This window comes from Pseudomonas sp. NPDC089752, assembly GCF_044748725.1.
In the GTDB taxonomy this organism is placed as follows: domain Bacteria; phylum Pseudomonadota; class Gammaproteobacteria; order Pseudomonadales; family Pseudomonadaceae; genus Aquipseudomonas.
Map to the genome: position 1 here is coordinate 20,901 of NZ_JBIVGP010000007.1, position 26,713 is coordinate 47,613.

Here is a 26,713-nt window from a genome sequence, read left to right on the forward strand (position 1 = left end):
CAACACCCCATCACTCAACCCGGACCACCAAGACTTAAAACTCAACCGACGTCTGCACGTACAAGGTCCGTGGCTCACCCACATACTTGCCCTTGTTGTTGTCATCGAACGAGCGCGTGTAGTACTCGCGGTTGCACAGGTTCTTCACCCCCACCGCGACCTTCAGGTTCGACAGCTGCGGCCCGAAGTCGTACCCGGCACGGCTGCTGACCAGCATGTACCCAGGGATGCGCCCGGTGCTGCCGTCGGCGCTTTCGGCGCTGGTGTTGGCGTTGTCCGCATACTGGCTGCTCTGGAAGCTGGCATCCAGGTTCAACTGCCATGGCCCGTCGGTATAACCCACGCCCAGGTTGCCCTTGTGGCGCGACGAGAACGGCACCTGATTGCCTTCGTTCGGCCCATCTTCGCGGATGGTCGCGTCAACGAAGGCGTAACTGGCATGCACATCAACGCCTGCCAGCGCCGGGCTCAACCCATCGAGCGCATAGCGCACGCTGGTCTCGATGCCCTGGTGGCGGGTCTCGCCGCGGGCGATCACCGAGTCGTTGGTCTGGTTGCTCTCGTACTGATTGTCGAAGTTGATCAGGAACGCGCCGATCTCGGCCTGCAGGTCGCCGTTGTCGTAACGGGTGCCGACCTCCCAGGTGCGGGCTTTTTCCGGCTTCACTTCGCCGCTGGTCACGCGGTTGGGCATCTGGCTGTACTGCACGCTGCCGAACGAACCTTCGGTGTTGGCGTAGAGGTTCCAGCTGTCGGTCAGGTGATACATCACGTTCAGTGCGGGCAGGGCGGTGTTGTAGCTGCCCTGGTAGCGCTGGCCGCTGAGATTGTTGTTCTGCGCGGAATCGATCATCTCGTAGCGCACGCCCGGGGTGATGGTCCAGCGGCCGATGTCGATGCGGTCATCCAGGTAGATGGCATGGGCTTCGGTGCTGCCACGGGTATCGCGGTCGTTGCGGCTGGCGGTGGTCGGAAGGTTGCCATTGACCGGCTCACGGAAGCGCAACTCGTGGCCGGCCTCGTTGATGTAGCGGTAGCCGATGCCCAGCTCGTGCCAGCTCTTGCCAAGTGCGAGGCCTTGCGAGAAGCGCGTTTCGATACCGCGCACCCAATATTCGCGAGGCGACAGCGAAACGAAGCTGCCCTGGTCCAGGTAACCGCTGCGCAGGGTCTTGGTGAAGAAGCTGTTGACGCTGAACTGACGGTCGTCCTGTTTGTAGTCGTAGCCAAAGTTGACCAGCGTGCGGCGGCCCCAGAACTTGTCTTTCAGACGCGTCGACTGATAAGGGTCGGCGTCGAAGTCGGCCGTGCTCAAGCCGCCTGGCATATCGGCCTCGCCCTCGTAGTACTGGGCCATGGCGTGCAGGCTGTTGGCCTCATCCGGTTGCAGCTTGCCCTTGAGGATCAGGTCATCGATCTGCGTATCGCTGTGCTCACGCCAGTCGCCGCCGCGCACGCCGGAGTACAGCAGGGCGCCGCCGAGGCCGTTGTCGTTGGTGCCGCCAACCAGCAGATTGGCGCTGTTCTTGAACCCGTCATGGCTGGACGACGGGCTGATCTGGTTCTGCATGGCGGCCTTGAAGGTCGCCTGCTCGGGGATGGCGCGGGTCACGAAGTTGACGATGCCGCCGACGTTCTGCGGGCCATAGCGCACGGCGCCGCCGCCGCGCACTACGTCCACCGCATCCATGTTGCCCATGCTGATCGGCGCCAGCGACAGTTGCGGTTGGCCATACGGGGCGAAGGGCACTGGGATACCGTCCATCAGCACCGTCGAGCGCGACGCCAGGCGCGGGTTGAGGCCGCGAATGCCGAAGTTCAGTGCCAGGTCATGACTGCCGGTGCCGTTGTTGTCCGGGGCGTTGACGCCTGGCATGCGGTTGAGCACTTCGCGGGCGGTGGTGGCGCCGTTGCGTTCGAACTCATCACGACGTACGACATCGCGGGCCCCGGCGTGCTCGAAAACGTTGTCCTGCTGCGCTTCGCCCAGCCAATCGCCAACCACGGTCGACGCGCCAAGCTCTACGGCAGCCCCAGGTTTGGCGGCATCGACCGGTTGCAGGCTGAAGGCATTGTCGGCCTCCTGCTTTGCCTGCAGGCCGCTGCCGTGCAACAGGGCGTCTAGGCCCTGGGCCACATCGTACTGGCCGTCCAGGCCTTGGCTGCTCATGCCTTGGGTCAATTGCGAGCCGAAGGAAATCAGCGCGCCGCTTTCGCGCCCAAACTGGTTCAGGGCGTCTTCCAGCGAGCCGGCGGCGATGTGGTAGGTGCGTGCCTCGGCGGCGTGCAGGGCCGGCGTGGCAAGGCCGAGGCTGGTGGCGAGCAGCAGGGCGTGGACGAGCGGAGTGGGGCGCAGGGGCATCGAGAAGGGTCCTGTAAAAAGGGGTTCTGCCTTCTCTGTCACGCGAGGTTCAGGAAATGGCTCAGGTGATTGAAACTATTTTCAACTGACCCGCGCTTCGAGCGTGACCCAGTAGCGGGTGAAGCGCCGCACGCGCACCGGCAGGGCCACCTCCAGCATCTGCAGAATCCGCTCGCTGTCATCCAGCGGGTACGAGCCGGACACCCGCAGGTCAGCCACCCGTTCGCTGCAGCCCAGCTGCCCCTGGCGATAACGCCCAAGCTCGGCGAGAAAGTCGGTCAGGCGCATCTGCGATGCCACCAGCATGCCGTCGACCCAGGCGCCGCTGTTGCGGTCCAGCGGGGCGATGGCCTGCCAGCCATGCCCGGTAAAGCGCGCTCGCTGCCCAGCCAGCAGCGCCTGGCCGGCGAAACTGGCCTGGCCACTGAACACCGAGACCAGGCTGAAACCCTCGAACTCGCGCACGTTGAAGCGGCCGCTGTCCAGTCGCAGAGCCCCTTCAGCGGTGCGCAGCAGCAGGGGGCGCGTGTCGCGGGCCACGTCCAGCGCCAGCTCGCCTTCGAGCAGCCGTACCACGCGTTGCTGGCCATCGAAGCGCACATCGGCGGCGCTGCGGGTATTGAGTTGCAGCAGGCTGCCGTCGTCCAGCTGCATGCGCCGGCGCTGGCCAACCTGGCTGCGGTAGTCGGCCATCAATCCGGGCAAGGGGTTGTGCGAATTCAGGCCCATACCAGCGGCGCTGGCCACACCCACCAGCAGCAAGGCCTTGAGCGCCCGACGACGGGCGGGGGAGGGTGGTGCCTGGAGCGTCGCATGTACCACCGGCGAGGTGGCGCCGCGCAGGCGCTGGTTGACCTGCTGGATATGGGCCCAGGCCCGCTGGTGCTCATGATCAGCCAGCAGCCAGTGTTGCAGCGCCTGTTGCTGGGTGTCGTCGAAGTCGTCGCCCTGGGACTCGATCAACCAGTGCACGGCCTGCTCGGCCACCTGGGAAGAAAACGACGTATTCACAGGGCGAAATAGCAGCGCAAGGCCGCCTTGTTCAGGTAACGCTTGACCGTGGCCAGCGATATCCCCAGCTCGCGAGCGATTTCTGCCTGGCCCAGGCCATCGACCTGCGCCAGCAGGAATGCGCGTTTGACCAGCGGCGGCAGGCCGTCGAGCAGGCGGTCGAGCTCCAGCAGGGTTTCGAAGATGATTGCCTTCTGTTCTTCGCTTGGTGCCACGCTTTCAGGGACTTGCGCCAGCGCGTCCAGGTAGGCGCGCTCCAGTTCCTGGCGACGGAAATGGTTGCACAGCACGCGCTTGGCCACGGTGGTGAGGAATGCGCGTGGCTCGATCAATTGCGGAGTTTCGCGTGCCTGGAGCAGGCGCACGTAGGTGTCCTGGGCCAGGTCGGCGGCACTCTGCGGGCAGCCCAGGCGACGGCGCAACCAACCGGTCAGCCAGCTGTGATGGGCGTGGTAAAGGCCTTCGACCGTAGATGAAAGGGCGCTGTGCACCGTGATACTCCGGCGCCAAATCGCGCAACTGGTAGTAAGAATTGTTCGCATTGTAGTGACATGCCTGTTGCTCGGCAACCGAGCGTTCAGACTTTGCTTATGAGAATTGAAATCATTACTATTGCAGCCCCGAATTTCCCCGGACCACCGCCATGAAGCGCAATGCCGCCGGCCTTCCTCTCAGCTACCGCCTGGCCGTGACCTCACGCAGCCTGGCTGCGCTGCTGGGTGGTTACCTGCTGGCGTCCATGGCCAGCGTCTGCATCGCCCTGCTGGCACCCTTGCCGCAGGTCGACGCGGCCATGACCGGCATGATGCTGTCGTTCGTTTTCTACCTGTTGGCCTTCATCTGGTGTTTCGCCTGCCGCAGTGCATGGCGGGCCTGGCTCGGCGTGTTGCTGCCAAGCCTGCTGCTGGGGTTGGTCAATGGGCTCGCCTACTGGATGAAAAACCCATGAAGGAAGGTTTCCGTCAGGCGATGGCCTGGTTGCACACCTGGACCGGGCTGATTTTTGGCTGGCTGCTGTTCGCCATCTTCCTGACTGGCACGCTTTCGTATTTCAAGGAAGAGATCAGCCACTGGACGCAGCCGGAAGTCCGTCGCCATGCCCTCGACCCGGTGGCCAGCCTGGGCCTGGCCCAGCGCTACCTGGAGGCCAACGCCGGGCATTCGTCGAGCTGGATGATCCGCCTGCCCAACGAGCGCGAGGCAGCGCTGAGCGTGGGCTGGCGTGACCCCAATGGCGGTCGGCGAGGTTTTGTCAGCAAGAAGCTCGATGCGCAAGCCGGGGAACCGGTGGAAGCTCGCGACAGCCGTGGCGGCGACTTTTTCTACCGCTTTCACTTCCAGCTGCAAATGCCCCACCCCTGGGGGCGCTGGCTGTCGACGTTCTGCGCCTTCATCATGTTCCTCGGCCTGATCACCGGGATCATCACCCACAAGAAGATCTTCAAGGAGTTCTTCACCTTCCGCCCCGGCAAGGGTCAGCGCTCGTGGCTCGACGGGCATAACGCCATCGGCGTGCTGGTGCTGCCGTTCCACCTGATGATCAGCTACAGCAGCCTGGTGATCTTCATGTACATGGTGATGCCGGCCAGCATCATGGCAAGCTATGGCGGCAATACCAACGGCTATTTCAACGACCTGTTCGGCCGGGACGACGTGCCCAAGGTGGCCAACGTGGCGGCGCCACTGGTGCCGTTGCCCAGCCTGTACGTCAAGGTGCAGGAGCAGGTGCCGGGCGCGCGCATGGGTTACATCCAGGTGCACAACCCGGGCGACCGCAACGCCCGGGTCAGCTTCGCCCAGGCGTCGGCCGACAATGTCGCCTATAAGCGCAGCGCCAACTGGATGTTCGACGGCAGTACGGGCGAACTGCTGAGCCAGGGTGCTCCGGAAACAGCGGCGATGATGACCTCGTTCACGATGGTCGGCCTGCACATGGGCAACTTCGCCGGGCCGTGGCTGCGCTGGCTGTACTTCGTGTTCGGCGTGGCGGGCACTGCGGTGATCGGTACGGGCCTGGTGATGTGGCTGGGCAAGCGCCAGCTCAAGCATGCAAAAAGTGAGCGTATGCCAGGCGAACTGCGCCTGGTCGAAGTGCTCAACATCGCCAGCATGAGTGGCCTGATGCTCGCCGTGGCCGGGTTCTTCTGGGCCAACCGGTTGCTGCCGGCGGCGATGCAGGGCCGGGCCGACTGGGAAGTGAACACGTTCTTCGTGGTCTGGCTGCTGTCGCTGGTGCACGCGCTGCTGCGCCCAGGGCGTCGTGCCTGGGGCGAGCAACTGGGGCTGGGGGCGCTGGCCTTCGCCGCGCTGCCGTTGCTCAACGCTGTGGCCACGGGGCAGGGGTTGAACCATTCCGTGCTGGCCGGCGACTGGGCCATGGCTGGCTTCGACCTCACGGCGCTGGGCACGGGCCTGTTCCTGGCCTGGGCGGCAGCCAAGATGCTGCGCGCGCCAAAGCCGGTGGCCAAGCGCGCACCTCGGGCGCCCAAGGCCACGGCTGAAACCGTCGAGGTGAACTGATGTTGAGTATCGCCATGATCGGTTACGCCGGGTTCGCCGCCTTGTGCCTGGCGATGGACAAGCATTTCAGCGACCTGCTCGGGCGCAAACCTGTGCCTGGACAATTACGTGGCCTGCGCCTGGTGGGCTGGCTGTTGCTGCTGGTTTCACTCGTGCTGTCGGTGCACCAGCGTGGCTGGGCCCATGGCGTGGTGGAGTGGATCGCAGTGCTGATGGCCGGGGTGACCTTGTGGGTGTTCGGGTTGCCGTATCAGCCGCGCCTGTTGCTGGGGCTGGCGGCGGTCAGCCTGGTAGCGGGCCCGCTGCTGGCCGTGTTCGCCGGGTGACGCCTTGACCGAGCCGGACAGCGACAGTAGCCGCGCACGTTTCGTCCAGGTTTTCCTGGCCCAGCGTGCGCGCATGGAGGCGCTGGTCAGCCGCCGGGTCGGCTGTCGTGCCACGGCATCGGACCTGGTGCAGGAACTGTTCCTGCGCTTTTGGCGGCGCCCGGAGGTCAAAGTCGAGGCTTTGGATACCTACCTGCTGCGCTGCGCCGGCAACCTGGCCATCGATCATTTGCGCAGCGAAGGTAGCCGCGCACGCATCGCCCAAGCGGCGCTGCCGCTGGACGAAATTCACTCGGCCCAGGCCCCGGAGCAGGCGCTGGAGGTCGATCATGACCTGCAGCGCATCGAAGCCGCACTGCACGCCTTGCCCGAGCGTACCCGGCAGATCTTTTGGCTCAACCGCATTCACGGGTTGAAGTACAGCGAAATCGCCGACGCCCTGCAATTGTCCCAGAGCACCGTGGAAAAGCACATGATGCGCGCTCTGGATGCGTGCAAGGCGAGTGTTGCCGCGCCCCGGTCCACGCACTGGCGCCGTGCCCTGGGCGCAGCCGCGTGCCTGGTGCTGGCCATCGGCGTTGCCGGGGGCTGGCGTCCCGGATACTGGCTGCAGGACCTGCAGGCCGATTTCAGCAGCGCCGATACGATTCATCAGGTAATCCTGGCAGACCAATCGCAGGTGACCCTGGATGCGGGGAGCGCTATCGCGGTCGACTTCCAGCAGGGCGAACGCCATGTGCGGTTGCTGCATGGTGCTGCATTCTTCAAGGTCACGCATACCGGTGAGCCGTTCGTGGTGGAGGCTGCAGGGGGGCAGGTGCGGGTGCTCGGCACCGAATTCGAAGTGCGCGATCAGGCAGACGGTGCACAGGTCACCGTGCGCAGCGGGCGCGTGGCGGTGACCTCGGCACAGGGGCAGGCGCCCCGAGAGCTGACGGCCAATCAGCAATTGGCGTATGCCGAAGGGCTTGCGGGAGAAATCCTGAGTGTGGACAGCGACAGCCGCCTGGCCTGGCGCCAGGGTTGGCTTACCTACGACCAGGTGCCGTTGGCGCAGGTGGTCGAGGATCTGCGGCGCTATTACCCAGGGCGGATCGTGTTGCTGGGTGACGAATTGGCGCAGCGCAAAGTCAGCGGCAGCTTCCCGGTAGGTGACCCGCTCATGGCGCTGGATTCGCTGGGTAAGGTGATGGGCTTCTCCCGGCACACCGTTCTTGGGCGTTTCACAGTTATTCGGTAGTTGTTGGTGCTGGCCTCTTCGCGGGCAAGCCCGCTCCCACAAGTACAGCGCAGTTCTCGAATGTTGCGCTGTACCTGTGGGAGCGGGCTTGCCCGCGAAGAGGCCGGTACAGGGAAAATTAATTCAAAAAGCGGATGAGGTAACAGGACGTGGCATCCGTGTAATGAGTGGAAGTGCGATTCATTCGCAGTCACAACCCTCTCACAGGTCAGCGTCCATGAAGTTCACCCCGCGTTGCGTTCCCCTCTGGCTCGGCTTCTCTGCGCTTGCGGCCATCACCGCGGCCCCTGCTGTACTGGCTGCCGAGCAACTGCAGTTGCACACCTTCGCCCAGCCCAGCCAACCCTTGGGCCAAGCGCTCAACGCCTTCAGCCGCGCCTCCGGGCAAAGCGTGGTCTACACCCTCGAACTGCCAGACGCGCAGGCCCCGGCCCTCAATGGCAGCTTCAGCGCCGAGCAGGCCCTGCAACAGTTGGTGGGTAACGCGGGCCTGACCTGGCGCCGGGTCGACACCCGCACCCTGACGCTTGAACCGCTGGACACCTCCGGCGCCCTTAATCTGCAAGCCACCCCGGTGAATGCGCAGATGGACGCCTACAGCTACCAGCCCCCCGCCAGCGCCTCGATCATGCGCGGGCAAGGCCCGTCCCAGGACATTCCCCAGGCGATCAACGTGGTGCCTGCCCAGGTGATCCGCGACCAGGCACCACGCAATCTCGATGACGCCCTGGCCAACGTCAGCGGCATCACCCAGGGCAACAACTTCGGCGGCACTTCCGACACGGTGATGAAGCGTGGTTTCGGTGATAACCGCGACGGTTCGATCATGCGCGACGGCATGCCGATCGTGGAGGGCCGCAGCCTCAACGCCAGCACCGAGCGGGTCGAAGTGCTCAAGGGCCCGGCCTCGTTGCTGTACGGCATCCAGGACCCGGGCGGGGTGATCAACGTGGTCAGCAAGCGCCCGCAACTGCAGCAGTACAACGCTCTGACCGTGCGTGGCTCGACCTATGGCAGCGGCAAGAACGGCAGTGGCGGCGCTTTCGACAGCACCGGCGCACTGGGCGACAGCAAGCTCGCCTACCGCTTGATCGTCGACCATGAGGACGAAGACTACTGGCGCAACTATGGTGTGCACCGCGAATCGCTGGTGGCGCCGTCGTTGGCCTGGCTGGGCGAGGACACCCAAGTGGTATTGGCCTACGAGCATCGCGAGTTTCTCTACCCGTTCGACCGTGGCACGGCATTCGGCAGCAACGGCCACCCGCTGGACATCCCGGCTACCCGCCGCCTGGATGAGCCCTTCAATGACATGGAAGGCCGTTCCGACCTGTACCGTCTGGAGGTCGATCATCAACTGGCCGACGACTGGAAGCTGCACTTCGGCTACAGCTTCAACCGCGAGACCTACGATGCCAGCCAGGTGCGCGTGACCGGCGTCAACGAAGCCAAGGGCACGCTGACACGCAGCATCGACGGCACCCATAACGCCATGAGCCGCGACCAGTTCGCCACCTTGAGCCTGAACGGCAACGTCGAGTTGGCCGGGATGCAGCATGACCTGCTGTTCGGCGTCGACCACGAAGACCGCAAGGTCTTTCGCGGCGACCTGATCCGGCAGACCGCCAAGTCCACCTTCAGCTACGTGAACCCGGTCTACGGCCAGGAAGTGGAGGGCAGCACGGTGCGCGCCAGCGACAGCGACCAGACCGACAAATTGCGTACCGACGCGTTGTTCGTGCAGGACGCGCTGCACCTGGACGAGCACTGGATCCTGGTAGGTGGAGCACGCTTCCAGCAGTACGACCAGTACGCCGGCCGTGGCCGTCCGTTCACGGCCAATACCGACAGCAACGGCCAGACCTGGGTGCCGCATGCCGGCATCGTCTACAAGGTCGATGACCAACTGTCGTTCTATGGCAGCTACAGCGAGTCGTTCAAGCCCAACTCCAGCATTGCCCCGCTGACTGGCGGTGTGGTGCTGGATGGCTCGGTCGCGCCCGAAGAGGGCAAGTCGTGGGAACTGGGCGCCAAGCTCGACATGCCGGGCAGCCTGACCGGCACCCTGGCGTTGTTCGACATCACCAAGCGCAACGTGCTGGTGGCCAACTTCGATACCGGCACCGGCGAGACCGTGTACAGCAATGCCGGCGAGGTCAATTCACGGGGTGTGGAGCTTGACCTGACCGGACAACTCAGCGAGCGCTGGAGCCTGATCGGCAGCTATGCCTTCACCGACGCCAAGGTCACCAAGGACCCGGATCTCGAAGGTAATCGGCTGCAGAACGTGGCCAAGCACAGCGGTTCGTTGTCGGCCGTGTATGACTTCGGCAGCCTGTTCGGTGGCGACCGCCTGCGCTTCGGTGCCGGGGCGCGGTATGTCGGCGAGCGCGCGGGTAATGCGACCAACACCTTCGACCTGCCGAGCTATACCGTCGCCGATGCCTTTGCCACGTACGAGACCAAGCTCGATGAGCACAATGTGCGCTTGCAGCTCAACGTGAAGAACCTGTTCGACAAGGTCTATTACAGCTCGGCGGTGAACCAGTACTTTGTCGCGATTGGTGATGCGCGGCAGGTGAGCCTTTCCAGCACTTTTGAATTCTGAAGTATCGGGGCTGCTTTGCAGCCCTTCGCGGGCAAGCCCGCTCCCACAGGAAAGGTGCACTCCCTGTGGGAGCGGGCTTGCCCGCGAAGGGGCGCAAAGCGGCCCCAATCAAGCGCTGAAGGCGGCGCGATAGTCGCCAGGCGGCGCACCTAGTGCTTGGCGAAAGCGGTTGCTGAAATGGCTGGCACTGGCGAACCCGCACAGCAAGGCAATCTCGCCCAGCGGCAACTGGCCCAGGCGCAGCAGCTGACAGGCACGGTGCAACCGCCGGGCCAGCAGATACTGGTGTGGCGGCAAACCAAAACTGGTACGAAACATCCGCGCGAAGTGATACTCGGACAGGTTGCAGCGCACGGCCAGCTCACCGAGGGTAACGGGCTGGTCGAGGTGCGCCTCGATGTAATCGACCAACTGTCGACGCAGGTTCGGCGCCAGCCCGCCTTTGAGGCGCAGACCTTGGCGCAGGCCAACCTGGCTGAGCACCGCATGATCGACGATCTCGTGCGCCAGGCTGCTGGCCAGCAAGCGCTCCCCAGGCTCATCCCAGCCGAGGTTGATCAATTGGCGAAAGCGCAGCGACTGCTGCGGGTCGTCGAGGAACGTCGCCTCCTGCAACTGCAACTCCCGTGGCTCGCGGTCGAGCAGGCGAACGCAACCCAGGGCGAACTGCGCCTCACTGATATACAGGTGCGCCAGACGAATCGAGCCGTTGACCACCCAGTTCGACTCGTGGCCAGCCGGCATGATGCACAACTTGTTCGGTGCGCCCTTGTCGGCCGGGCGCTGGCGGCGGAAGGTGCCGGTGCCGTCGGCGATGTAGCACGACAGCGTATGGTGGCTGGGTGTCTGGTAGTCGCGGGCATCGTCACGGTTGCGCCACAGCGCCGCCGCCAGGCCATCACCCAGGTGCGCGCTCAGCTCCAGCTTCGCGTGGGGCGAGGCGTGCATGGCGTTGAACACTTGCAACTGGCTGAGTGGGGTCATGAGCATTTCCTCTGATGGCCATCGTACTGCGCTTGAGCGGTGGTGACAGCAGCCTGAAAGGGAAAAGCGCAAGTTTGTGCAAGCCGGACGGGCAGGCAGGGCGAACACTGTAGGCTCGGCCCAAGGAATCCTTGCCATGAACCTGTCGCTCTACCTGCTCACCGTCCTGATCTGGGGCACCACCTGGATTGCCCTGAAACTGCAGCTGGGCGTGGTCGCCATCCCGGTCTCGATCGTCTACCGCTTCGCCCTGGCCGGCCTGATCCTGTTCGCCATTCTCCTGCTCAGCCGCCGCCTGCAACCGATGAGCCGGCGCGGCCACTTGATCTGCCTGGCCCAGGGGTTGTGCCTGTTCTGCGTCAACTTCATGTGCTTCCTCACCGCCAGCCAATGGATCGCCAGTGGCCTGATCGCCGTGGTGTTTTCCACCGCGACGCTGTGGAATGCGCTGAATGCACGGGTATTCTTCGGCCAGAGGATCGCCAGCAACGTTCTCGGTGGCGGCGCACTCGGCCTGCTGGGGCTGGGCCTGTTGTTCTGGCCGGAGCTGTCGCACCATGCGGCCAGCCGCGAAACGCTCTTCGGCCTTGGCTTGGCGCTGCTCGGTACGCTGTGCTTCTCAGCCGGCAACATGCTTTCCGCCATGCAGCAGAAAGCCGGGCTCAAACCGATGACCACCAACGCTTGGGGCATGGCCTACGGCGCTTCGATGTTGGGGCTGTATTGCCTGGTCAGCGGCATCCCGTTCGACATGGAGTGGAACTCTCGTTACATCGGCTCACTGATGTACCTGGTGATTCCGGGCTCGGTGATCGGCTTCACCGCCTACCTGACCCTGGTCGGACGCATGGGCCCGGAGCGCGCGGCCTATTGCACGGTGCTGTTCCCGCTGGTGGCGCTGAATGTGTCGGCGTTTGCCGAAGGCTACCAATGGACGGCCCCAGCGTTGCTGGGGCTCGTCGCGGTGATGGCGGGGAATGTGCTGGTGTTTCGCAAGCCTGGGGCCAAGCCTGCGGTGGTTCTGGCGCGTTAGCCCTTCCACACCTGCGGATTCACCAGGTCCTGCGGCCGCTCACCCAGCAGCGCCGCACGCAGGTTGTCGATCGCCCGGTTGGCCATGGCTTCGCGGGTTTCGGCGGTGGCCGAGCCAATGTGCGGCAGGGTCAGCGCGTTGGGCAGCTTGAACAGCGGCGAGTCGCTCAGCGGTTCCTTCTCGTACACATCCAGGCCGGCGCCACGGATGACGCCGTTCTGCAATGCCTCGATCAGCGCCGCCTCGTCGACCACCGGGCCACGGGCGATGTTGATCAGGAAGGCGCTCGGCTTCATCAGCTGCAGCTCGCGCGCGCTGATCAGCTTGCGCGTGGCATCGGACAGCGGTACCACGATGCAGACGAAGTCCGATTCGGCCAGCAGTTGCTCAAGGCTGCGGTATTGCGCGCCCAGCTCCTGTTCCAGCGCCGTCTTGCGGCTGTTGCCTGCGTAGAGAATCGACATGTTGAAGCCGAAGCGACCACGGCGGGCGATGGCCGCGCCGATGTTGCCCAGGCCGACGATACCCAGCGTCTTGCCGTGCACATCGCTGCCGAACTGTGCCGGGCCGACGGTGGCCTGCCACTGGCCGGCCTTGGTCCAGGCATCCAGCTCGGCGGTACGCCGCGCACAACCCATGATCAGCGAGAAACCAAGGTCGGCGGTGCTTTCGGTGAGCACGTCGGGGGTATTGGTCAGGGCGATGCCGCGTTCGTTGAGGTAGCCGACGTCATAGTTGTCGTAGCCGACCGACACGCTCGACACCACTTCAAGTTTTGCCGCCCCTTCAAGTTGCGCACGGCCCAGCTTGCGGCCAACCCCGATCAGGCCGTGGGCTTCAGGCAACGCTTCGTTGAACTGGGCACTGATGTCGCCGAGTTTCGGGTTCGGCACGATCACGTTGAAGTCTTGCTGCAGGCGCTCGGCCATGGCCGGGGTGATGCGGCTGAAGGCCAGGACGGTCTTTTTCATCGGGCAACTTCTCAAGGCGGTGGTGGGTCAGTTGTGGCCCTTTCGCGGGGCAAGCCCGCTCCCACAGGTACCCCACTGCCCTTGAGAACAGTGGGGTACCTGTGGGAGCGGGCTTGCCCCGCGAAGAGGCCGCCATTGATTAGCAACCTACCATTGTCCACCCGCGCACTGCAGCAGCTTTTTCAGTTGGCGATCAGCAACTCATGGGTTTTCAGGTCCGCCTCATGGGCGGCGAGAATCTCCGGCAGCGAGTTGCGCAGGTACTCGACCCAGGTCTTGATCTTGGCATCCAGGTACTGGCGCGAGGGGTAGATCGCATACAGGTTCAGCTCCTGCAGGCGGTAGTCCGGCAGCACCCGCACCAGGCTGCCGTCGCGCAGGCCGTCGATGGCCGAGTAGATCGGCAGCACGCCCATGCCCATGCCGCTGCGGATCGCCGTCTTCATCGCGTCGGCCGAGTTGACCTGGAACGGCGAGCTGGTGATGTTGACCAGCTCCTGACCCTCCGGGCCGTCGAACAACCACTTTTCCAGCGGGATCACCGGGCTGACCATTCGCAGGCAGGCGTGCTGCAGCAGGTCGACGGGCTTGTGCGCGAAACCGTGTTTGGCTACGTAGTCGGGCGAGGCGCAGACGATGCTGTAGGTGATGCCCAGGCGCTGCGACACGAAGCCCGAGTCCGGCAGCTCGGTGGCCAGTACGATGGACACGTCATAGCCCTCGTCGAGCAGGTCTGGCACGCGGTTGGCCATGGTCAGGTCGAAGGTCACGTCGGGGTGCGATTCGCGGTAACGGGCGATGGCATCGACCACGAAGTGCTGGCCGACCCCGGTCATCGAATGCACCTTCAGTTGCCCGGCAGGCCGGGCGTGGGCGTCGCTGGCCTCGGCTTCGGCCTCCTCGACGTAGGTGAGGATCTGTTCGCAGCGCATCAGGTAGCGCTTGCCTGCTTCGGTCAGGGCGATGCGCCGGGTGGTGCGGTTGAGCAGCCGGGTTTGCAGATGGGCTTCCAGGTTGGAGACCGCCCGCGACACGTTCGCGGTGGTCGTATCCAGTTGTGCCGCGGCGGCAGTGAAACTGCCGAGCTGGGCTACGCAACTGAAAGCACGCATGTTTTGCAGGGTGTCCATGGGTCACTCTCAAGGTAGAGGACGAAATTGTGTCACGAAGCCAGGCAAAAGTGCCTTCGACCAAAGCCGGATTATCGCTGTTTCGGTAACAAAGATTCGCAGGAATCTGCGCTTATCGCCAGTGTGGCGGCCCCCTAGAATTGCTCGGCCCCTCCACCTCTTCCTCGGGAAATCGCAGCTGTGCCGCGTCGCATCATCAGAACGCTTCAAGCGTTCAGTGCCTGTGCCTTTAGCCTCACCTTGAGCGGCTGTATCGGAACCTGGGGTATTGCCCCGCAAAGCAAGACGCTGCCAGCCAATTCCTTGACCACTGACGCGGCCATTCGTGACGCCGCCACCGACGCCCATTGGCCCGACCAGCAGTGGTGGCACGCCTATGGCGACCCGCAACTGGACCGTTGGCTTGCATTGGCCGTGGCCGGCAGCCCGAGCCTGGCGATGGCGGCGGCGCGGGTGCGCGAAGCCAAGGCCATGGCCGGCGTGGTCGAATCGGCGGAAAAGCTCCAGGCTAACGGCCAGGCGACTCTCAAGCGCCACAACTGGCCCGAAGACCAGTTCTACGGCCCCGGCGCGCTGTCGGGCGCCAACACCTGGGATAACAACGCCGCCATCGGCTTCAGCTATGCCCTTGACCTGTGGGGCCGCGAACGCAACGCCAGCGAACAGGCGGTGGACCAGGCGCACATGAGCGTGGCCGAGGCCCGTCAGGCGCAGCTGGAGCTGCAGAACAATGTGGTGCGCGCCTACATCCAGCTGAGCCTGCACTTTGCCCAGCGCGATATCGTCAAGGCCGAGCTCGAACAACAGGAGCAGATCCTGGCCCTGGCCAAGCGCCGCCTCGATGGCGGCATCGGTACGCATTTCGAAGTCAGCCAGGCCGAAGCGCCGCTGCCCGAAACCCACCGCCAGCTCGACAGCCTCGACGAAGCAATCGCCCTGACCCGCAACCAGCTGGCGGCACTTGCAGGCAAAGGGCCAGGGGAAGGCGCGCAGCTCCAGCGCCCCAGCCTGACCCTCGCGGCACCACTGAAACTGCCGTCGGCACTGCCGGCCGAACTGGTCGGCCAGCGCCCCGACGTGGTCGCCAGCCGCTGGCAGGTAGCCGCTCAGGCACGTGGTATCGACGTCGCCCACGCCGGCTTCTTCCCCAATGTCGACCTGGTCGGCAGCCTCGGCTTCATGGCCACTGGGGGCGGGCCGCTGGAATTCCTTACCGGACGCAAGTTCAACTACAACGTCGGCCCGGCCATCAGCCTGCCGATCTTCGACGGCGGCCGTCTGCGCTCGCAATTGGGTGTGGCCTCGGCGGGTTACGACGTGGCCGTTGCGCGCTACAACCAGACGGTGATCGGCGCGCTGAAGAACATCTCCGACCAGTTGATTCGCCGTGAGTCGATGAAGGAACAGTCGCACTTCGCCGCCGAATCGGTGGCCGCCGCACAGAAGACCTACGACATCGCCACGATCGCCTTCCAACGTGGGCTTACCGACTACCTCAACGTGCTCAACGCGCAGACCTTGCTGTTCCGCCAGCAACAAGTGCAACAGCAGGTCCAGGCTGCGCGGCTGATGGCCCATGCCGAGCTGGTGACCGCGCTGGGTGGTGGCCTGCAGGCCGGTAAAGACGTACCGGAAGAAAAACGCCAGGCCGCACCGAAATCGCCGGCCACGCTGGCCCTCTTCGACCGTAAAGCGGGCCACGCCGAATGAGCACATCAAGCCTGCCGCTGCGCTGGCTGTACAGCCTGGAATGGCGCCGTGGCTTCTTTGCCTGGGCGCGTACCGATGGGGTGACCTGGGTCTACATCTTCAAGGTGCTGGCTGCCGCGTTCATCACCCTGTGGCTGGCCATGCGTCTGGAGCTGCCGCAACCGCGCACGGCAATGATCACCGTGTTCATCGTCATGCAGCCGCAAAGCGGCCATGTGTTCGCCAAGAGCTTCTATCGGGTGCTCGGCACCCTGGCCGGCTCGGCGATGATGGTGGCGCTGATCGCGCTCTTCCCGCAGAACACCGAGCTGTTCCTGCCCAGCCTTGCGCTGTGGGTGGGCCTGTGCTCGGCGGGTGCCATGCGCTACCGCACCTTCCGCGCCTATGGCTTCGTGCTGGCCGGCTACACGGCGGCGATGATCGGCCTGCCGGTGCTGCAGCACCCTGACCAGGCATTCATGGCGGCGGTGTGGCGAGTGCTGGAGATTGCCCTGGGTATTCTGGTGTCGACCTTCGTCAGCGCCGCGATCCTGCCGCAGTCGGCCAGCGCCGCCATGCGCAACGCGTTGTACCAGCGCTTTGGCGTGTTCGCCGGGGTAGTGGTCGAGGCGCTGCGTGGTGACAGCCAGCGCGACCGTTTCGAAACCAGCAATGTGCGTTTCGTTGCTGAGGCAGTCGGCCTGGAAAGCCTGCGCAACGTCACCGCCTTCGAAGACCCGCACATGCGCAGGCGCTCTGGTCGCCTGGTGCGCATGAACAGCGAGTTCATGGCCATCACCACGCGCTTCAACGCCTTGCACCGCTTGCTCGAACGCTTGCGCGCGCGCGGCCCGCTGCAGATCGTCGGGGCCATCGAGCCGGGCTTGAATACTTTGGTCGAGCTGCTGCAACCCTATGTGGGCCGGGCCTTGACCGACGCCGATGCGCTGCGCCTCACGCTGGAGCTGGCGGCCTACAAAGAAGGGCTGCAAGCTCAGGTCCGTGGCCTGCGTGCCGAGTACCTGCAAACCGAACCCAGCGAGTCCGACCTGCTCGACTTTCACACAGCCTTCGAGCTGCTCTACCGCTTCGTCGACGAGATGTTCAGCTACGCCGAGACCCACGCCTCGCTGGCCGCGCACACGCACGAACGCGAGCAGTGGAACGAGCCCTACGTGGCCCAGACCAGCTGGCTGGTATCGCTGGCCGCTGGCGTGCGCGCTTCGGCGGTTTTGTTGCTGCTCGGCAGTTATTGGCTGCTCAGCGACTGGCCCAGCGGCGCGATGATGACCCTGATCGCAACGGTGACCGTGGGCCTGTCGGCGGCATCGCCCAACCCCAAGCGCATGTCGTTCCAGATGGCCTGCGGTACGGCGATCGGTGCCTTCATCGGCTTCTTCGAAACCTTCTTCGTGTTCCCCTGGATCGACGGTTTCCCATTGCTGTGCATGGTGCTGGCGCCGGTGTTCGTGCTCGGCGCGTTCCTGTCGTCGCGGCCGGCCTATGCGGGTTACGGGATTGGTCTGCTGGTGTTCTTCGCCATCGGTTCGGTGCCGAACAACCTGACGGTGTACGACCCCTACACCTTCATCAACGACTACATCGGCATGGTCATCGGCATGTTCGTCTGCGCCGCCGCAGGCGCGATCATCCTGCCGCCGAACAGCCGCTGGCTGTGGAGTCGCCTGGAGCAGGAGCTGCGCGAACAGGTGCTGTTCGCCATCAGCGGGCGCCTGCGTGGCCTCGGCTCGGCCTTCGAAAGCCGCACCCGCGACCTGCTGCACCAGGCCTATGGTTTGGCCGCCGGTAAACCACAGGTGCAAAGCGCGCTGATGGGCTGGATGTTCACCGTGCTGGAAGTCGGCCACGCGATCATCGAACTGCGCAAGGAACAGGCCCGTGCGCCGATCCACCCGGCCTATGCCGAGTCGCAGCCCTGGCGCCAGGCGATCCGCGTCATGGGCCGAGCCCTGGCGCGGCTGTTCCTGCAGCCCAGCGCCAGCAACCACGAACGCGCGCTGGTGGCGGTGGACCACGCCATCAGCCGCGTGCAGGCCACCGACGAACCGTTCGCCCGGCACTTCGACACCTCGGTGCTGCGCCGCGCGCAAAGCTACCTGCATTTCATCCGCTCTTCCCTGCTCGACCCACAATCGCCGCTGGCCCCGGCGAAAGGACTGCACCATGCCCCGTGAGATCGCCTTCCATGGCGTGTACATGCCTACCATGACCTTGATGTTCCTGTTCGCCCTGGGCCTGGCCTGGGGCCTGGACCGCTTCATCGCCAGCCACGATGGCTATCGCTTTTTCTGGCACCCGGCGCTGCTGCGCCTGTCCCTGTTCGTCTGCCTGTTCGGCGCCCTGGCGCTGTCGCTCTATTGGTGAGAAACCTTCGATGAAAAAGTTCTTCAGCCTGATCGCCACCTTGCTGGTGCTGACCGCTGCCGTGGTGATTGGCCGCCAGTTGTGGCTGCACTACATGACCACGCCGTGGACCCGCGATGGCCGCGTGCGCGCCGACATCATCAACGTCGCCGCCGACGTACCGGGCTATGTGGTGGACGTACCTGTCAAGGATAACCAGCGGGTGAATAAGGGCGACCTGCTGATCCAGATCGACCCTGAGCACTATCAACTGGCGGTCAACCAGGCCAAGGCGCTGGTGGCTTCCCGCAAGGCGACCTGGGATATGCGCAAGGTCAACGCCCGACGCCGCGCCGATATGGACAACCTGGTGATCTCCAAGGAAAACCGCGACGACGCCAGCAACATCGCCAACGCCGCTCTGGCCGATTACCAGCAGGCCCAGGCCGCGCTGGCTGCGGCCGAGCTGAACCTCAAACGCACGCATATCGTCGCCACGGTCGATGGTTATGTGACCAACCTGAACATCCACAAGGGCGACTACGCGCGGACCGGTGAGGCGGTGATGGCGGTGGTCGATGAAAACTCGTTCTGGGTATACGGCTTCTTCGAGGAAACCAAGCTGCCGCATGTGAAGGTCGGCGACCAGGCCGAGCTGCAGATGATGAGCGGCGAGCGCATCAAGGGCCATGTGGAAAGCATCGCCCGTGGCATCTACGACCGCGACAATCCGCAAAGCCGCGAGCTGATCGCCGATGTGAACCCGACCTTCAACTGGGTGCGTTTGGCGCAGCGGGTGCCGGTGCGGATTCATATCGATGAAGTGCCGGACGGGTTTCTGCTGGCGGCGGGGACGACGTGTACGGTGGTGGTGAAGCCGAATGAGGGGCTTTAGGAAACAGCCTACATTGGGGTGGGAAAGAGATGGCATGAGGTATATGTGCCTCACGCTGCACAATGCTGGTTCCGCATTGCGCATCGTCCGCCCAGCGCCTGAGTGTTCGCTGTCAGTGATCCGGAAATGAAATGGCCCCGCGATGCGGGGCCATTGATACGTACCTAGCGTCTTCACCAGCATGACCATCGGACTTCTGGGAGAGGGCGGCCTAGGGCTGCACTGCGAATGCTAATACAGGATGGTCGATTTTGACAAACCCGGATTGGAGCCAATCGCTCGAACAGGCATTTTCAAAACCGCGCTTGGCTCGATATGCAATCAACCCTCGCAAAACAAAGGCAGCTACTGCCTACGCTCACAATATGCTTTTGGGGCAGGCACTTTATCCCTGCTTGCATGTGCTGGAAATCAGTCTGCGTAATTCCATGCACCAAGCATTGAGGCTCAAGTACGGAAGGGCGGACTGGTGGGAAGACGCTACTTCGTTTACTGCAGCGGACCGTTCCGAGATCGAGAAAGCCAGAAACGCTATCAAGGCCAAGCGTCACGTGGTCACACCGGACAAAATCGTTTCTGATCTGAGTTTCGGATTCTGGGTTTCATTGCTGAACACCCGTCATGAGCATGAGTTCTGGAAGGTATTACGGCTTGCTTTTCCTCGATGTCCGAAGCAAAGACGGCAACGCAACGATATATCCAAGATTTTGAACCTGATTCGGGACCTTCGTAATCGCACCGCACATCATGATGCCTTGCTTTGGTTGCAGCCTGATATTCGCCAACGGCATATGCTCTGCCTTGAGGTCATCGGTTGGGTGGATCCTGATTTGAAACCTTGGCTTACGCAATACGATGCATTTCCTCAAGCCTGGTCCAATTGGATCGGCTGCACTGCATGCCCACTTTAGACTGCAGCCCCCACCAACACCGGCACCTCAACCCGATCAATCACCTTCGCGCTGATCGACGGATCCAGCAACCGCCCCAGCCGCGACAAATGCCGGTGGCCCATGATGATCAGCTCGCACTGCAGCTCCTGCGCCTTGCCGACGATGGCCTCGACCGGTTGCCCGGCGACCATGCAGCCCTGGCTGGTGAACCCGGCCTGCTGCAGGCTCTGAACGGCCTCGGCCACGGCGCGGTCACCCAGGCGCTGTTCTTCGCACGCGGCGGGGTACTCCTCCAGTTCTTCGGTGGTATAGGGCGCGGGTTTGTCGTGCACGGCGAAGGTCGAGTCGATGGCCAGCAGCACGTGCAGTTCGTGTTCATCGGGGCGGCAGTAGCGGCGGGCGAGGGTGAGCAGAGCGGTCGAGGCAGGGGAGGCGTCGATGGCGATCAGGACGGGGCTGGGCATGCGGGATCCTTGATGAAGCTGACTGTTCGGTTGCATCACTTATGGCCCATCCCACCCTCAAGATAAATGCCCCACCGCGCACGAGCGCATTGCGTCTGGCGCAATCATCCGACCTGTTAATATCGCTATTCCCACAACCGCCACGGAAATCGGCCATGCAACTCCCGGACATGAACCTGCTGGTCGCCCTCGACGCCCTGCTCGACGAAGGTAGCGTGGTCGGCGCGGCGCAGCGCATGAACCTGAGCCCGGCGGCGATGAGTCGAACGCTGGGGCGCATCCGCGAAGCCCTGGGCGACCCGATCCTGGTGCGCGCCGGGCGGGGCCTGGTGCCGACACCGCGGGCGCTGGCCCTGCGCGAGCAGGTTCATGGGCTGGTGGAACAGGCCGGGCAGGTATTTCGCAGCCGCGACGATGTCGACTTGGTGAACCTCGACCGGGCCTTCAACATCCGCACCAATGACCTGTTCATTGCCCTCTATGGTGCTCAGCTACTGCGCATGATGCTGGCCCAGGCGCCGCGGACCGTGCTGCGTTTCGTACCTGAGGGCAGCGGAGATGACGATGCGGTTCTGCGCAACGGACAGATCGACTTGATCATCAGCTCTTCGGTGGAGCTGGGTCCGGAAATCAAAGTCCAGAGCCTGTTCAACACTTATTTCGTGGGCCTGGCGCGCGAGGATCATCCGATCTTCAATGCCTCGATCACGCCCGAGCGCTTCGCCGCGTACCCACAGATCAGCGTCTCACGACGCGGCCGGGCCAATGGTCCGATCGATGTGGCGCTGGCCAACCACAAGGTGGAGCGGCGGGTGGCGCTGATCACCACGAGTTTCCATTCGGCGATGTTCTCGCTGCCGGACTCGGACCTGATCCTGCCGATACCTGCCAATATCCTCAACAGCGTGCAGCGGCTGAAGTTGCCGCTGCGCTCGTTCGAAATCCCGGTGCCGTTGGAAAAGGTCAACGTGATGCAGGCCTGGCACCCACGTTTCGACAATGACCCAGCGCATCGCTGGTTGCGTCAAACCCTCAAAGTGTGCGGCAGTATCGATCCGTGAAATCAAACATGGATTGCGTTTGACGCAATATAAAGCTGCCAACAAGTTGGTTTTCGTCAGCATTCGACCTTCTTAGACTTGCTCCAGCCAAAATTGTTGCTGGAGTTGTCTGTCCATGAGTTCCCTGTCCGCCCCTGCTGCCGCGATTGCCGCCGCCCCCGCGCCGGCCGCGCCTGCGCAGGCGGCGTTCGGCCTGCGGGTGGTGGTCGGCCTGTTCGGCGTGTTGCTGGCGGTGCTCTGCGCCGGCCTCAACGAGTCGGTGACGAAAATTTCCCTGGCGGATATCCGTGGCGCGATGGGCATCGGCGCCGACGAGGGCGCCTGGCTGCTGGCGGTGTACAGCGCCGCCTCGGTTTCGGCCATGGCCTTCGCGCCGTGGCTGGCCACCACCTTTTCGCTGCGCCGTTTCACCCTCTGCGCGGTCGGCTTGTTTGCCGTGCTCGGCCTGTTGCAGCCGTTCGCCCCTAACCTGCACAGCCTGATGCTGCTGCGCATTCTCCAGGGCTTTGCCTCCGGTGCCTTGCCGCCGATGCTGATGAGCGTGGCGCTGCGCTTTCTGCCACCGGGGATCAAGGTCTACGGCCTGGCGTGTTATGCCTTGACCGCGACCTTCGGGCCCAATCTGGGCACGCCGCTGGCGGGGTTGTGGACCGAGTACGTGGGGTGGCAGTGGGCGTTCTGGCAGATCATCCTGCCGTCAGCCCTGGCCATGTTCTGCGTGGGCTGGGGCCTGCCACAGGACCCGCTGCGCCTGGAGCGCTTCAAGCAGTTCGACTGGCGCGGCGTGCTGCTTGGCCTGCCGGCGATCAGCTGCATCGTGCTCGGCCTGTCGCTGGGTGACCGCTGGGGCTGGTTCGATTCGCCGCTGATCTGCTGGCTGCTGGGCGGTGGCGTGCTGCTGCTGGCGCTGTTCATGTACAACGAGTGGTCCGAGCCGCTGCCGTTTTTCCAGCTGCGCATGCTGTCACGACGCAACCTGAGTTTCGCATTGGTGACCTTGGCCGGGGTGCTGATCGTGTTGTCGGGAGTCGCCAGCATTCCATCGGCGTACCTTGCGCAGATCCAGGGTTATCGCCCGGCACAAACCAGCCCGCTGATGATGCTGGTGGCCATGCCGCAGTTGATCGCACTGCCGCTCACCGCCGCCCTGTGCAACATCCGTGCGGTGGACTGCCGCTGGGTATTGGCCACGGGGTTGGCGATGCTGGCGGTGTCGTGCGTCGGCAGCAGCCTGCTGACCAGTGAGTGGATCCGTGGCGATTTCTACCCCTTCTACCTGCTGCAGGTGTTCGGCCAGCCGATGGCGGTGCTGCCGCTGCTGATGCTTTCCACCAATGGCATGACACCGCAGGAAGGCCCGTTCGCCTCAAGCTGGTTCAACACCGTCAAAGGCCTTGCCGCGGTCATCGCCGGTGGCCTGCTGGACGCCCTCGGCACCCTGCGCCGGCACTTTCATTCCAACCACCTGGTGGACAGCCTGGGCAACGCCCCGCTGGTCGATGACAGCACCGCGGGCCTGGCCAAGCGCATCCATGATCAGGCGCTGGTGCTGACCTCGGCCGACCTGTACCTGGTCATGGCCTGCATCGCCGTGGCCCTGATCTGCCTGATTCCCTTCGTGCCTACCCGGGTCTATCCGCCACGCGCGGTGGCCTGAACCTGGATGAATTCGAGACACTGAACATGACCAACAAGCGCAAGACCCTTTTTATCGGCTCGGTACTCGCCGTGGCCGTGCTGGCCGGCATCGTCGGCCCCTGGATGCTCGGTAGCGATCACCGGCAAAGCACCAACGACGCCTACGTGATCGCCGATTACACCGTGGTCGCGCCTAAGGTGGCGGGGTTCATCAAAGAAGTGCTGGTCGAAGACAATCAGCGAGTGCAGGCTGGGCAGTTACTGGCGACCATCGATGCTCGCGACTACCAGGCCGCCCTGGATGCCGCCCAGGCCCAGCTGTTGGTGGCCAAGGCGCAAAGCGCCGATGCCCGCGCTACCCTGGAGCGCCAGGCGGCGTTGATCGCTCAGGCGCAGGCGGCGGTTAAGGCGGCCCAGGCCGAGGCCTCGTTCGCCGACCATGAAGTCAACCGCTACAGCCGCCTTGCCGAGCAGGGCGCCGGCACCGTACAGAATGCCCAGCAGGCGCGCAGCCGCGTCGACCAGGCCCGCGCACGGCTGGCCAACACCCAGGCGGCGCTGGTCGCCACGCGTAAGCAGGTGGACATTCTCAGCGCCCAGGTGGCCAGCGCCGATGGCCAGTTGAAGCGTGCTGAAGCGGGCCTGGAAAAGGCGCAACTGGACCTGTCCTACACCCGCATCACCGCGCCGGTGGATGGCATGGTCGGTGAGCGAGCGTTGCGTGTGGGAGCCTTCGTCAACCCGGGCGCGCGCTTGCTGTCGGTGGTGCCGTTGCAGCATGCCTACGTGGTCGGCAACTTCCAGGAGACCCAGCTGACCCACGTGCAGCCGGGTCAGCCGGTCAGCATCAGCGTCGACACTTTTTCCGGCGAAACCCTCAAGGGGCATGTCGAAAGCATCGCGCCGGCCACCGGCGTGACCTTCGCCGCCGTCAAACCGGACAACGCCACCGGCAACTTCACCAAGGTGGTGCAACGCATCCCGGTGAAGATCGTCTTCGATGACGGCCAGCCGCTGCTCGCACGTCTGCGGGTGGGCATGTCGGTGGAAGCGACCATCGACACCCATGGCGACAAGCTCGCCGGCAAAGAGGTGAGTGCACGATGAAACCAGCATTGCGCTTGAGCCCCTTGCTGCTTGCCGTGGTCATGGCGGGTTGCACCCTGGGGCCGGACTTCCAGCGCCCCGACAGTCAGGCGCCGCAGCAATGGGCGCCCCTGCAGGGCGAGGCAGCGGCCAGCCAGCCGCAGGCCGAACCGCTGGAGCTGCGCTGGTGGGAGACCTTCCACGATGCGCGCCTGAGCGCGCTGATCCAACAGGTGGCCGAACGCAACCTCGACCTGCAGATCGCCAGCGCCCGGTTGCTGCAAAGCCGCGCCTTGCGCAGCACGGTCGCGGCTGACGAAGCACCGTCAGTCGATGTGAACGCCGGTTACAGCCGCGCCCGCAACAGCGCCGAAGGCTTGAGCGACCCGTCCGGCAAGGCCGGCAAATCAGCATTTAACTTGTGGCAGGGCGACCTGGTCGCCGGTTGGGAGCTGGACCTCTGGGGGCGCGTGCGTCGCCAGGTGGAAGCCGCCGACGCGACGGTGGAAGTGGCCGAGAACGACCGGCGTGGGGTGCTGTTGGCATTGTTGTCGGAAACGGCCGGCAACTACATTCAGCTGCGCGCCGTGCAGCATACCCTCGACGTTACCCGCGACAACCTCAAGGTTGCCCAGCACAGCCTGAAGTTATCTCAGGATCGCCAGGCCGAAGGGGTAGCGACCCGCCTCGACGTGGCCCAGGCCAGCGCCCAGGTCGCCTCGATCGAAGCGCGCCTACCAAGCCTGGAAGCCCGCCGCGATGACTTGATCAACGCCCTCAGCCTGCTGGCGGCCGAGCCACCGCGCAGCCTGCAGGCGCAGTTGCTGGAGGGCGGCGAATTGCCTGCGCCGCAGCAGCAGTTCGCGATCGGCCTGCCGTCCGAACTGGCCGAGCGCCGGCCCGATATACGCCAGGCCGAGGCGCGCCTGCATGCGGCCACAGCAAGCATCGGTGTGGCCAAGGCGGACTTCTATCCGAGCATCCGCTTGTCTGGCAGCGTCGGCTTCCAGGCCATGCAGCTGTCGGACTTCGGCGCCTGGGATGCCCGCCGTTTTGCCTTCGGCCCGCAGCTGTCGTTACCGATTTTCGAGGGTGGCCGGCTCAAGGGCACGCTTGAACTGCGTGAGGCGCAACAACAGGAAGCCGCGCTCAACTACCGCAAGGTGGTGCTCGGTGCCTGGCATGAGATCGACGATGTGCTGCGCCTGTACAACGCCAGCCAGTTGCGCCGTGATCATCTGGCCGAGGCGGTGCGGCAGAACCGCATCGCCTTGGAGACTGCCCAGCGCCAGTACGTGGAAGGGGCGGTGGACTTTCTCAATGTGCTCACCGTGCAGGGCGCACTGTTGGCGAGCGAAGAGCAGTGGATCGACAGCTCGGCGGCGGTGTCCCAGGCGCTGGTGGGGTTGTACAAGGCCCTCGGCGGTGGCTGGCAGGCGTTTGCTGCACAGCCTTCGAAAGAGGCGTGAGGCATCAAAGCGGACGCAGCAGCCCGAAGCGTTTTCGCAGCACCCAGTTCAGTAACCGCCGTGGTAGGCAACGAGCAAGCAAGGGTAACGCGGTGCTGCCATTGCCCAGCCGCACCAGCATTGGCACAGGCGATTTGCGTGTAGCAGCCAGCAACCCTTGGGCGAACTCCGCTGCAGACGTTGGCCGGTCTTGCGAAGCGCGTGCGCGTGCCTGGATATGCTCGCGCAGCGGCCACCACGGCGACGCTTGCGCCACCACCTGATCGGCCTGGCGCTGGGCATTGCTGGCGAACTGCGAGGCGATCGCACCCGGCTGCACTTCCATCACCTGGATGCCGAACGGCGCCAACTCCAGGCGCAGAGCATCACTCAGTGCCTGCACGGCGGCTTTGGACGCGCAATAGGCGCCGGCGAACGGCGTGACCAGCACGCCCGAAACACTGCCGATATTCACCACCAACCCACGCGCGCGGCGCAGCAGCGGGAACAGCGCGCGGGTTACGCCGACCACGGCGAACACGTTGGTTTCGAACTGTTGGCGCATGGCCTCCACACCACCGTCGAGCAACGGGCCCATGGCGCCGTAGCCGGCGTTGTTGATCAGGATGTCGAGGCGGCCGAGGTTGGCTTCCATTTCGTCGGCCAGGCGCGTCAGGGCCTCGCCGTCGTTGACATCCAGTTGCCGGGCGGTGAAGCCGGCGGCGGCCAGGTGTTCGACGTCTTCGGCTTTGCGGGCGGTGGCCCAGACGTCGTGGCCGGCATCGCGGAAGGCTTCGGCCAGGGCGCGGCCGATGCCGCTGGAACAACCGGTGATGAGAACGGTGGGCATGTGAGAGGGCCTTGGGTCTGGGAGGTGTGTGTGGGCTGTACCGGCCTCTTCGCGGGCAAGCCCGCTCCCACAGATATGCCGCTGTTCTAAAGGGCAGTGGTGTACCTGTGGGAGCGGGCTTGCCCGCGAAGAGGCCGGTA

The 26,713-nt window shown here is 64.3% G+C and carries 23 protein-coding genes; 15 read left to right on the forward strand and 8 right to left on the reverse strand.

Annotation, left to right across the window (positions count from 1 at the left end):
- Positions 1-34: 34 nt before the first annotated feature.
- The 3 genes from fecA to ACIPZF_RS13255 form a co-directional block, all read right to left on the reverse strand.
- The gene (fecA, locus tag ACIPZF_RS13245; RefSeq protein WP_400799791.1) at positions 35-2,362 is read right to left on the reverse strand and encodes a TonB-dependent Fe(3+) dicitrate receptor FecA; all 2,328 of its coding nucleotides are present in this window, start codon (positions 2,360-2,362) and stop codon (positions 35-37) included.
- 81 nt (positions 2,363-2,443) lie between these two features.
- Positions 2,444-3,373, reverse strand: a complete 930-nt coding sequence (locus tag ACIPZF_RS13250; protein ID WP_400799794.1) for a FecR domain-containing protein — start codon at positions 3,371-3,373, stop codon at positions 2,444-2,446.
- Positions 3,370-3,915 (reverse strand): sigma-70 family RNA polymerase sigma factor, encoded by a 546-nt coding sequence (locus tag ACIPZF_RS13255; protein ID WP_400799796.1) that lies wholly within the window; start codon positions 3,913-3,915, stop codon positions 3,370-3,372. The genes ACIPZF_RS13250 and ACIPZF_RS13255 overlap by 4 nt, the downstream gene beginning before the upstream one ends.
- Before the next feature lie 101 nt (positions 3,916-4,016).
- Between ACIPZF_RS13255 and ACIPZF_RS13260 the strand changes: the two genes are divergently transcribed.
- The 5 genes from ACIPZF_RS13260 (at position 4,017) to ACIPZF_RS13280 (ending at position 10,067) form a co-directional block, all read left to right on the forward strand.
- Positions 4,017-4,322 carry a DUF3649 domain-containing protein gene (locus tag ACIPZF_RS13260; RefSeq protein WP_400799799.1) on the forward strand — a complete coding sequence of 102 codons (306 nt, stop codon included), beginning with the start codon at positions 4,017-4,019 and terminating at the stop codon, positions 4,320-4,322.
- Entirely contained in the window at positions 4,319-5,893 is a 1,575-nt protein-coding gene (locus ACIPZF_RS13265; RefSeq protein ID WP_400799801.1) for a PepSY-associated TM helix domain-containing protein, read from the forward strand. The genes ACIPZF_RS13260 and ACIPZF_RS13265 overlap by 4 nt, the downstream gene beginning before the upstream one ends.
- Entirely contained in the window at positions 5,893-6,219 is a 327-nt protein-coding gene (locus ACIPZF_RS13270; RefSeq protein ID WP_400799804.1) for a DUF3325 domain-containing protein, read from the forward strand. Before ACIPZF_RS13265 ends, ACIPZF_RS13270 begins: the two co-directional genes overlap by 1 nt.
- Positions 6,220-6,223: 4 nt before the next feature.
- Positions 6,224-7,459 carry a sigma-70 family RNA polymerase sigma factor gene (locus ACIPZF_RS13275; protein ID WP_400799807.1) on the forward strand — a complete coding sequence of 412 codons (1,236 nt, stop codon included), beginning with the start codon at positions 6,224-6,226 and terminating at the stop codon, positions 7,457-7,459.
- A 217-nt stretch (positions 7,460-7,676) separates the two neighbouring features.
- The gene (locus ACIPZF_RS13280; RefSeq protein ID WP_400799810.1) at positions 7,677-10,067 is read left to right on the forward strand and encodes a TonB-dependent siderophore receptor; all 2,391 of its coding nucleotides are present in this window, start codon (positions 7,677-7,679) and stop codon (positions 10,065-10,067) included.
- Positions 10,068-10,175: 108 nt separating this feature from the next.
- Here ACIPZF_RS13280 and ACIPZF_RS13285 read toward each other — a convergent pair whose 3' ends face one another.
- A complete protein-coding gene (locus ACIPZF_RS13285) occupies positions 10,176-11,051 on the reverse strand; it encodes a helix-turn-helix domain-containing protein (protein ID WP_400799813.1) in 876 nt (291 codons plus the stop codon).
- 136 nt (positions 11,052-11,187) lie between these two features.
- Between ACIPZF_RS13285 and ACIPZF_RS13290 the strand changes: the two genes are divergently transcribed.
- On the forward strand, positions 11,188-12,084 hold the full coding sequence (locus ACIPZF_RS13290) for a DMT family transporter (protein ID WP_400799816.1): 897 nt from the start codon (positions 11,188-11,190) through the stop codon (positions 12,082-12,084).
- Here the strand turns inward: ACIPZF_RS13290 and ACIPZF_RS13295 are convergent.
- The gene (locus ACIPZF_RS13295; RefSeq protein WP_400799818.1) at positions 12,081-13,055 is read right to left on the reverse strand and encodes a 2-hydroxyacid dehydrogenase; all 975 of its coding nucleotides are present in this window, start codon (positions 13,053-13,055) and stop codon (positions 12,081-12,083) included. The genes ACIPZF_RS13290 and ACIPZF_RS13295 overlap by 4 nt on opposite strands.
- Before the next feature lie 182 nt (positions 13,056-13,237).
- The gene (locus ACIPZF_RS13300; RefSeq protein ID WP_400799821.1) at positions 13,238-14,185 is read right to left on the reverse strand and encodes a LysR family transcriptional regulator; all 948 of its coding nucleotides are present in this window, start codon (positions 14,183-14,185) and stop codon (positions 13,238-13,240) included.
- 180 nt (positions 14,186-14,365) lie between these two features.
- Here ACIPZF_RS13300 and ACIPZF_RS13305 point away from each other — a divergent pair, with 180 nt between their 5' ends.
- From ACIPZF_RS13305 to ACIPZF_RS13325, 5 genes are all read left to right on the forward strand, one after another.
- Entirely contained in the window at positions 14,366-15,895 is a 1,530-nt protein-coding gene (locus tag ACIPZF_RS13305; protein WP_400799823.1) for an efflux transporter outer membrane subunit, read from the forward strand.
- Positions 15,892-18,069 carry an FUSC family protein gene (locus ACIPZF_RS13310; RefSeq protein ID WP_400799826.1) on the forward strand — a complete coding sequence of 726 codons (2,178 nt, stop codon included), beginning with the start codon at positions 15,892-15,894 and terminating at the stop codon, positions 18,067-18,069. The genes ACIPZF_RS13305 and ACIPZF_RS13310 overlap by 4 nt, the downstream gene beginning before the upstream one ends.
- Positions 18,059-18,259 (forward strand): DUF1656 domain-containing protein, encoded by a 201-nt coding sequence (locus ACIPZF_RS13315; protein WP_008097766.1) that lies wholly within the window; start codon positions 18,059-18,061, stop codon positions 18,257-18,259. Before ACIPZF_RS13310 ends, ACIPZF_RS13315 begins: the two co-directional genes overlap by 11 nt.
- A 10-nt stretch (positions 18,260-18,269) precedes the next feature.
- Positions 18,270-19,133 carry an efflux RND transporter periplasmic adaptor subunit gene (locus ACIPZF_RS13320; RefSeq protein ID WP_400799828.1) on the forward strand — a complete coding sequence of 288 codons (864 nt, stop codon included), beginning with the start codon at positions 18,270-18,272 and terminating at the stop codon, positions 19,131-19,133.
- Positions 19,134-19,384: 251 nt separating this feature from the next.
- Positions 19,385-20,044: an Abi family protein gene (locus ACIPZF_RS13325; protein ID WP_400799831.1), complete on the forward strand. Its 660-nt coding sequence runs from the start codon at positions 19,385-19,387 to the stop codon at positions 20,042-20,044.
- Here the strand turns inward: ACIPZF_RS13325 and ACIPZF_RS13330 are convergent.
- The gene (locus ACIPZF_RS13330; protein WP_400799834.1) at positions 20,041-20,490 is read right to left on the reverse strand and encodes a universal stress protein; all 450 of its coding nucleotides are present in this window, start codon (positions 20,488-20,490) and stop codon (positions 20,041-20,043) included. The two genes, ACIPZF_RS13325 and ACIPZF_RS13330, sit on opposite strands and share 4 nt — an antisense overlap.
- A gap of 155 nt (positions 20,491-20,645) precedes the next feature.
- Here ACIPZF_RS13330 and ACIPZF_RS13335 point away from each other — a divergent pair, with 155 nt between their 5' ends.
- The 4 genes from ACIPZF_RS13335 to ACIPZF_RS13350 all read left to right on the forward strand — a co-directional run bounded on the left by ACIPZF_RS13335 (position 20,646) and on the right by ACIPZF_RS13350 (position 25,744).
- The gene (locus tag ACIPZF_RS13335; RefSeq protein ID WP_400799836.1) at positions 20,646-21,551 is read left to right on the forward strand and encodes a LysR family transcriptional regulator; all 906 of its coding nucleotides are present in this window, start codon (positions 20,646-20,648) and stop codon (positions 21,549-21,551) included.
- A 115-nt stretch (positions 21,552-21,666) separates the two neighbouring features.
- A complete protein-coding gene (locus ACIPZF_RS13340; RefSeq protein WP_400799839.1) occupies positions 21,667-23,208 on the forward strand; it encodes an MFS transporter in 1,542 nt (513 codons plus the stop codon).
- Between the two features lie 26 nt (positions 23,209-23,234).
- The gene (locus ACIPZF_RS13345; protein ID WP_400799841.1) at positions 23,235-24,296 is read left to right on the forward strand and encodes an HlyD family secretion protein; all 1,062 of its coding nucleotides are present in this window, start codon (positions 23,235-23,237) and stop codon (positions 24,294-24,296) included.
- Positions 24,293-25,744 (forward strand): efflux transporter outer membrane subunit, encoded by a 1,452-nt coding sequence (locus ACIPZF_RS13350; RefSeq protein ID WP_400799844.1) that lies wholly within the window; start codon positions 24,293-24,295, stop codon positions 25,742-25,744. Before ACIPZF_RS13345 ends, ACIPZF_RS13350 begins: the two co-directional genes overlap by 4 nt.
- 4 nt (positions 25,745-25,748) lie before the next feature.
- Here ACIPZF_RS13350 and ACIPZF_RS13355 read toward each other — a convergent pair whose 3' ends face one another.
- Positions 25,749-26,573 (reverse strand): SDR family oxidoreductase, encoded by an 825-nt coding sequence (locus ACIPZF_RS13355; RefSeq protein ID WP_400799847.1) that lies wholly within the window; start codon positions 26,571-26,573, stop codon positions 25,749-25,751.
- Between the last annotated feature and the right edge of the window lie 140 nt (positions 26,574-26,713).

What these genes read in the sequence shown, in the direction of transcription:
- ACIPZF_RS13270 (WP_400799804.1), top strand. Translation starts at nt 5,893, where the DNA reads ATGTTGAGTATCGCCATGATCGGTTACGCCGGGTTCGCCGCCTTGTGC.
- ACIPZF_RS13265 (WP_400799801.1), top strand. Translation starts at nt 4,319, where the DNA reads ATGAAGGAAGGTTTCCGTCAGGCGATGGCCTGGTTGCACACCTGGACC.
- ACIPZF_RS13280 (WP_400799810.1), top strand. Translation starts at nt 7,677, where the DNA reads ATGAAGTTCACCCCGCGTTGCGTTCCCCTCTGGCTCGGCTTCTCTGCG.
- fecA (WP_400799791.1), bottom strand. Translation starts at nt 2,362, where the DNA reads ATGCCCCTGCGCCCCACTCCGCTCGTCCACGCCCTGCTGCTCGCCACC.
- ACIPZF_RS13260 (WP_400799799.1), top strand. Translation starts at nt 4,017, where the DNA reads ATGAAGCGCAATGCCGCCGGCCTTCCTCTCAGCTACCGCCTGGCCGTG.
- ACIPZF_RS13340 (WP_400799839.1), top strand. Translation starts at nt 21,667, where the DNA reads ATGAGTTCCCTGTCCGCCCCTGCTGCCGCGATTGCCGCCGCCCCCGCG.
- ACIPZF_RS13335 (WP_400799836.1), top strand. Translation starts at nt 20,646, where the DNA reads ATGCAACTCCCGGACATGAACCTGCTGGTCGCCCTCGACGCCCTGCTC.
- ACIPZF_RS13355 (WP_400799847.1), bottom strand. Translation starts at nt 26,573, where the DNA reads ATGCCCACCGTTCTCATCACCGGTTGTTCCAGCGGCATCGGCCGCGCC.
- ACIPZF_RS13320 (WP_400799828.1), top strand. Translation starts at nt 18,270, where the DNA reads ATGAAAAAGTTCTTCAGCCTGATCGCCACCTTGCTGGTGCTGACCGCT.
- ACIPZF_RS13290 (WP_400799816.1), top strand. Translation starts at nt 11,188, where the DNA reads ATGAACCTGTCGCTCTACCTGCTCACCGTCCTGATCTGGGGCACCACC.
- ACIPZF_RS13350 (WP_400799844.1), top strand. Translation starts at nt 24,293, where the DNA reads ATGAAACCAGCATTGCGCTTGAGCCCCTTGCTGCTTGCCGTGGTCATG.
- ACIPZF_RS13300 (WP_400799821.1), bottom strand. Translation starts at nt 14,185, where the DNA reads ATGGACACCCTGCAAAACATGCGTGCTTTCAGTTGCGTAGCCCAGCTC.
- ACIPZF_RS13345 (WP_400799841.1), top strand. Translation starts at nt 23,235, where the DNA reads ATGACCAACAAGCGCAAGACCCTTTTTATCGGCTCGGTACTCGCCGTG.
- ACIPZF_RS13315 (WP_008097766.1), top strand. Translation starts at nt 18,059, where the DNA reads ATGCCCCGTGAGATCGCCTTCCATGGCGTGTACATGCCTACCATGACC.
- ACIPZF_RS13330 (WP_400799834.1), bottom strand. Translation starts at nt 20,490, where the DNA reads ATGCCCAGCCCCGTCCTGATCGCCATCGACGCCTCCCCTGCCTCGACC.
- ACIPZF_RS13310 (WP_400799826.1), top strand. Translation starts at nt 15,892, where the DNA reads ATGAGCACATCAAGCCTGCCGCTGCGCTGGCTGTACAGCCTGGAATGG.
- ACIPZF_RS13255 (WP_400799796.1), bottom strand. Translation starts at nt 3,915, where the DNA reads ATGCGAACAATTCTTACTACCAGTTGCGCGATTTGGCGCCGGAGTATC.
- ACIPZF_RS13295 (WP_400799818.1), bottom strand. Translation starts at nt 13,055, where the DNA reads ATGAAAAAGACCGTCCTGGCCTTCAGCCGCATCACCCCGGCCATGGCC.
- ACIPZF_RS13285 (WP_400799813.1), bottom strand. Translation starts at nt 11,051, where the DNA reads ATGACCCCACTCAGCCAGTTGCAAGTGTTCAACGCCATGCACGCCTCG.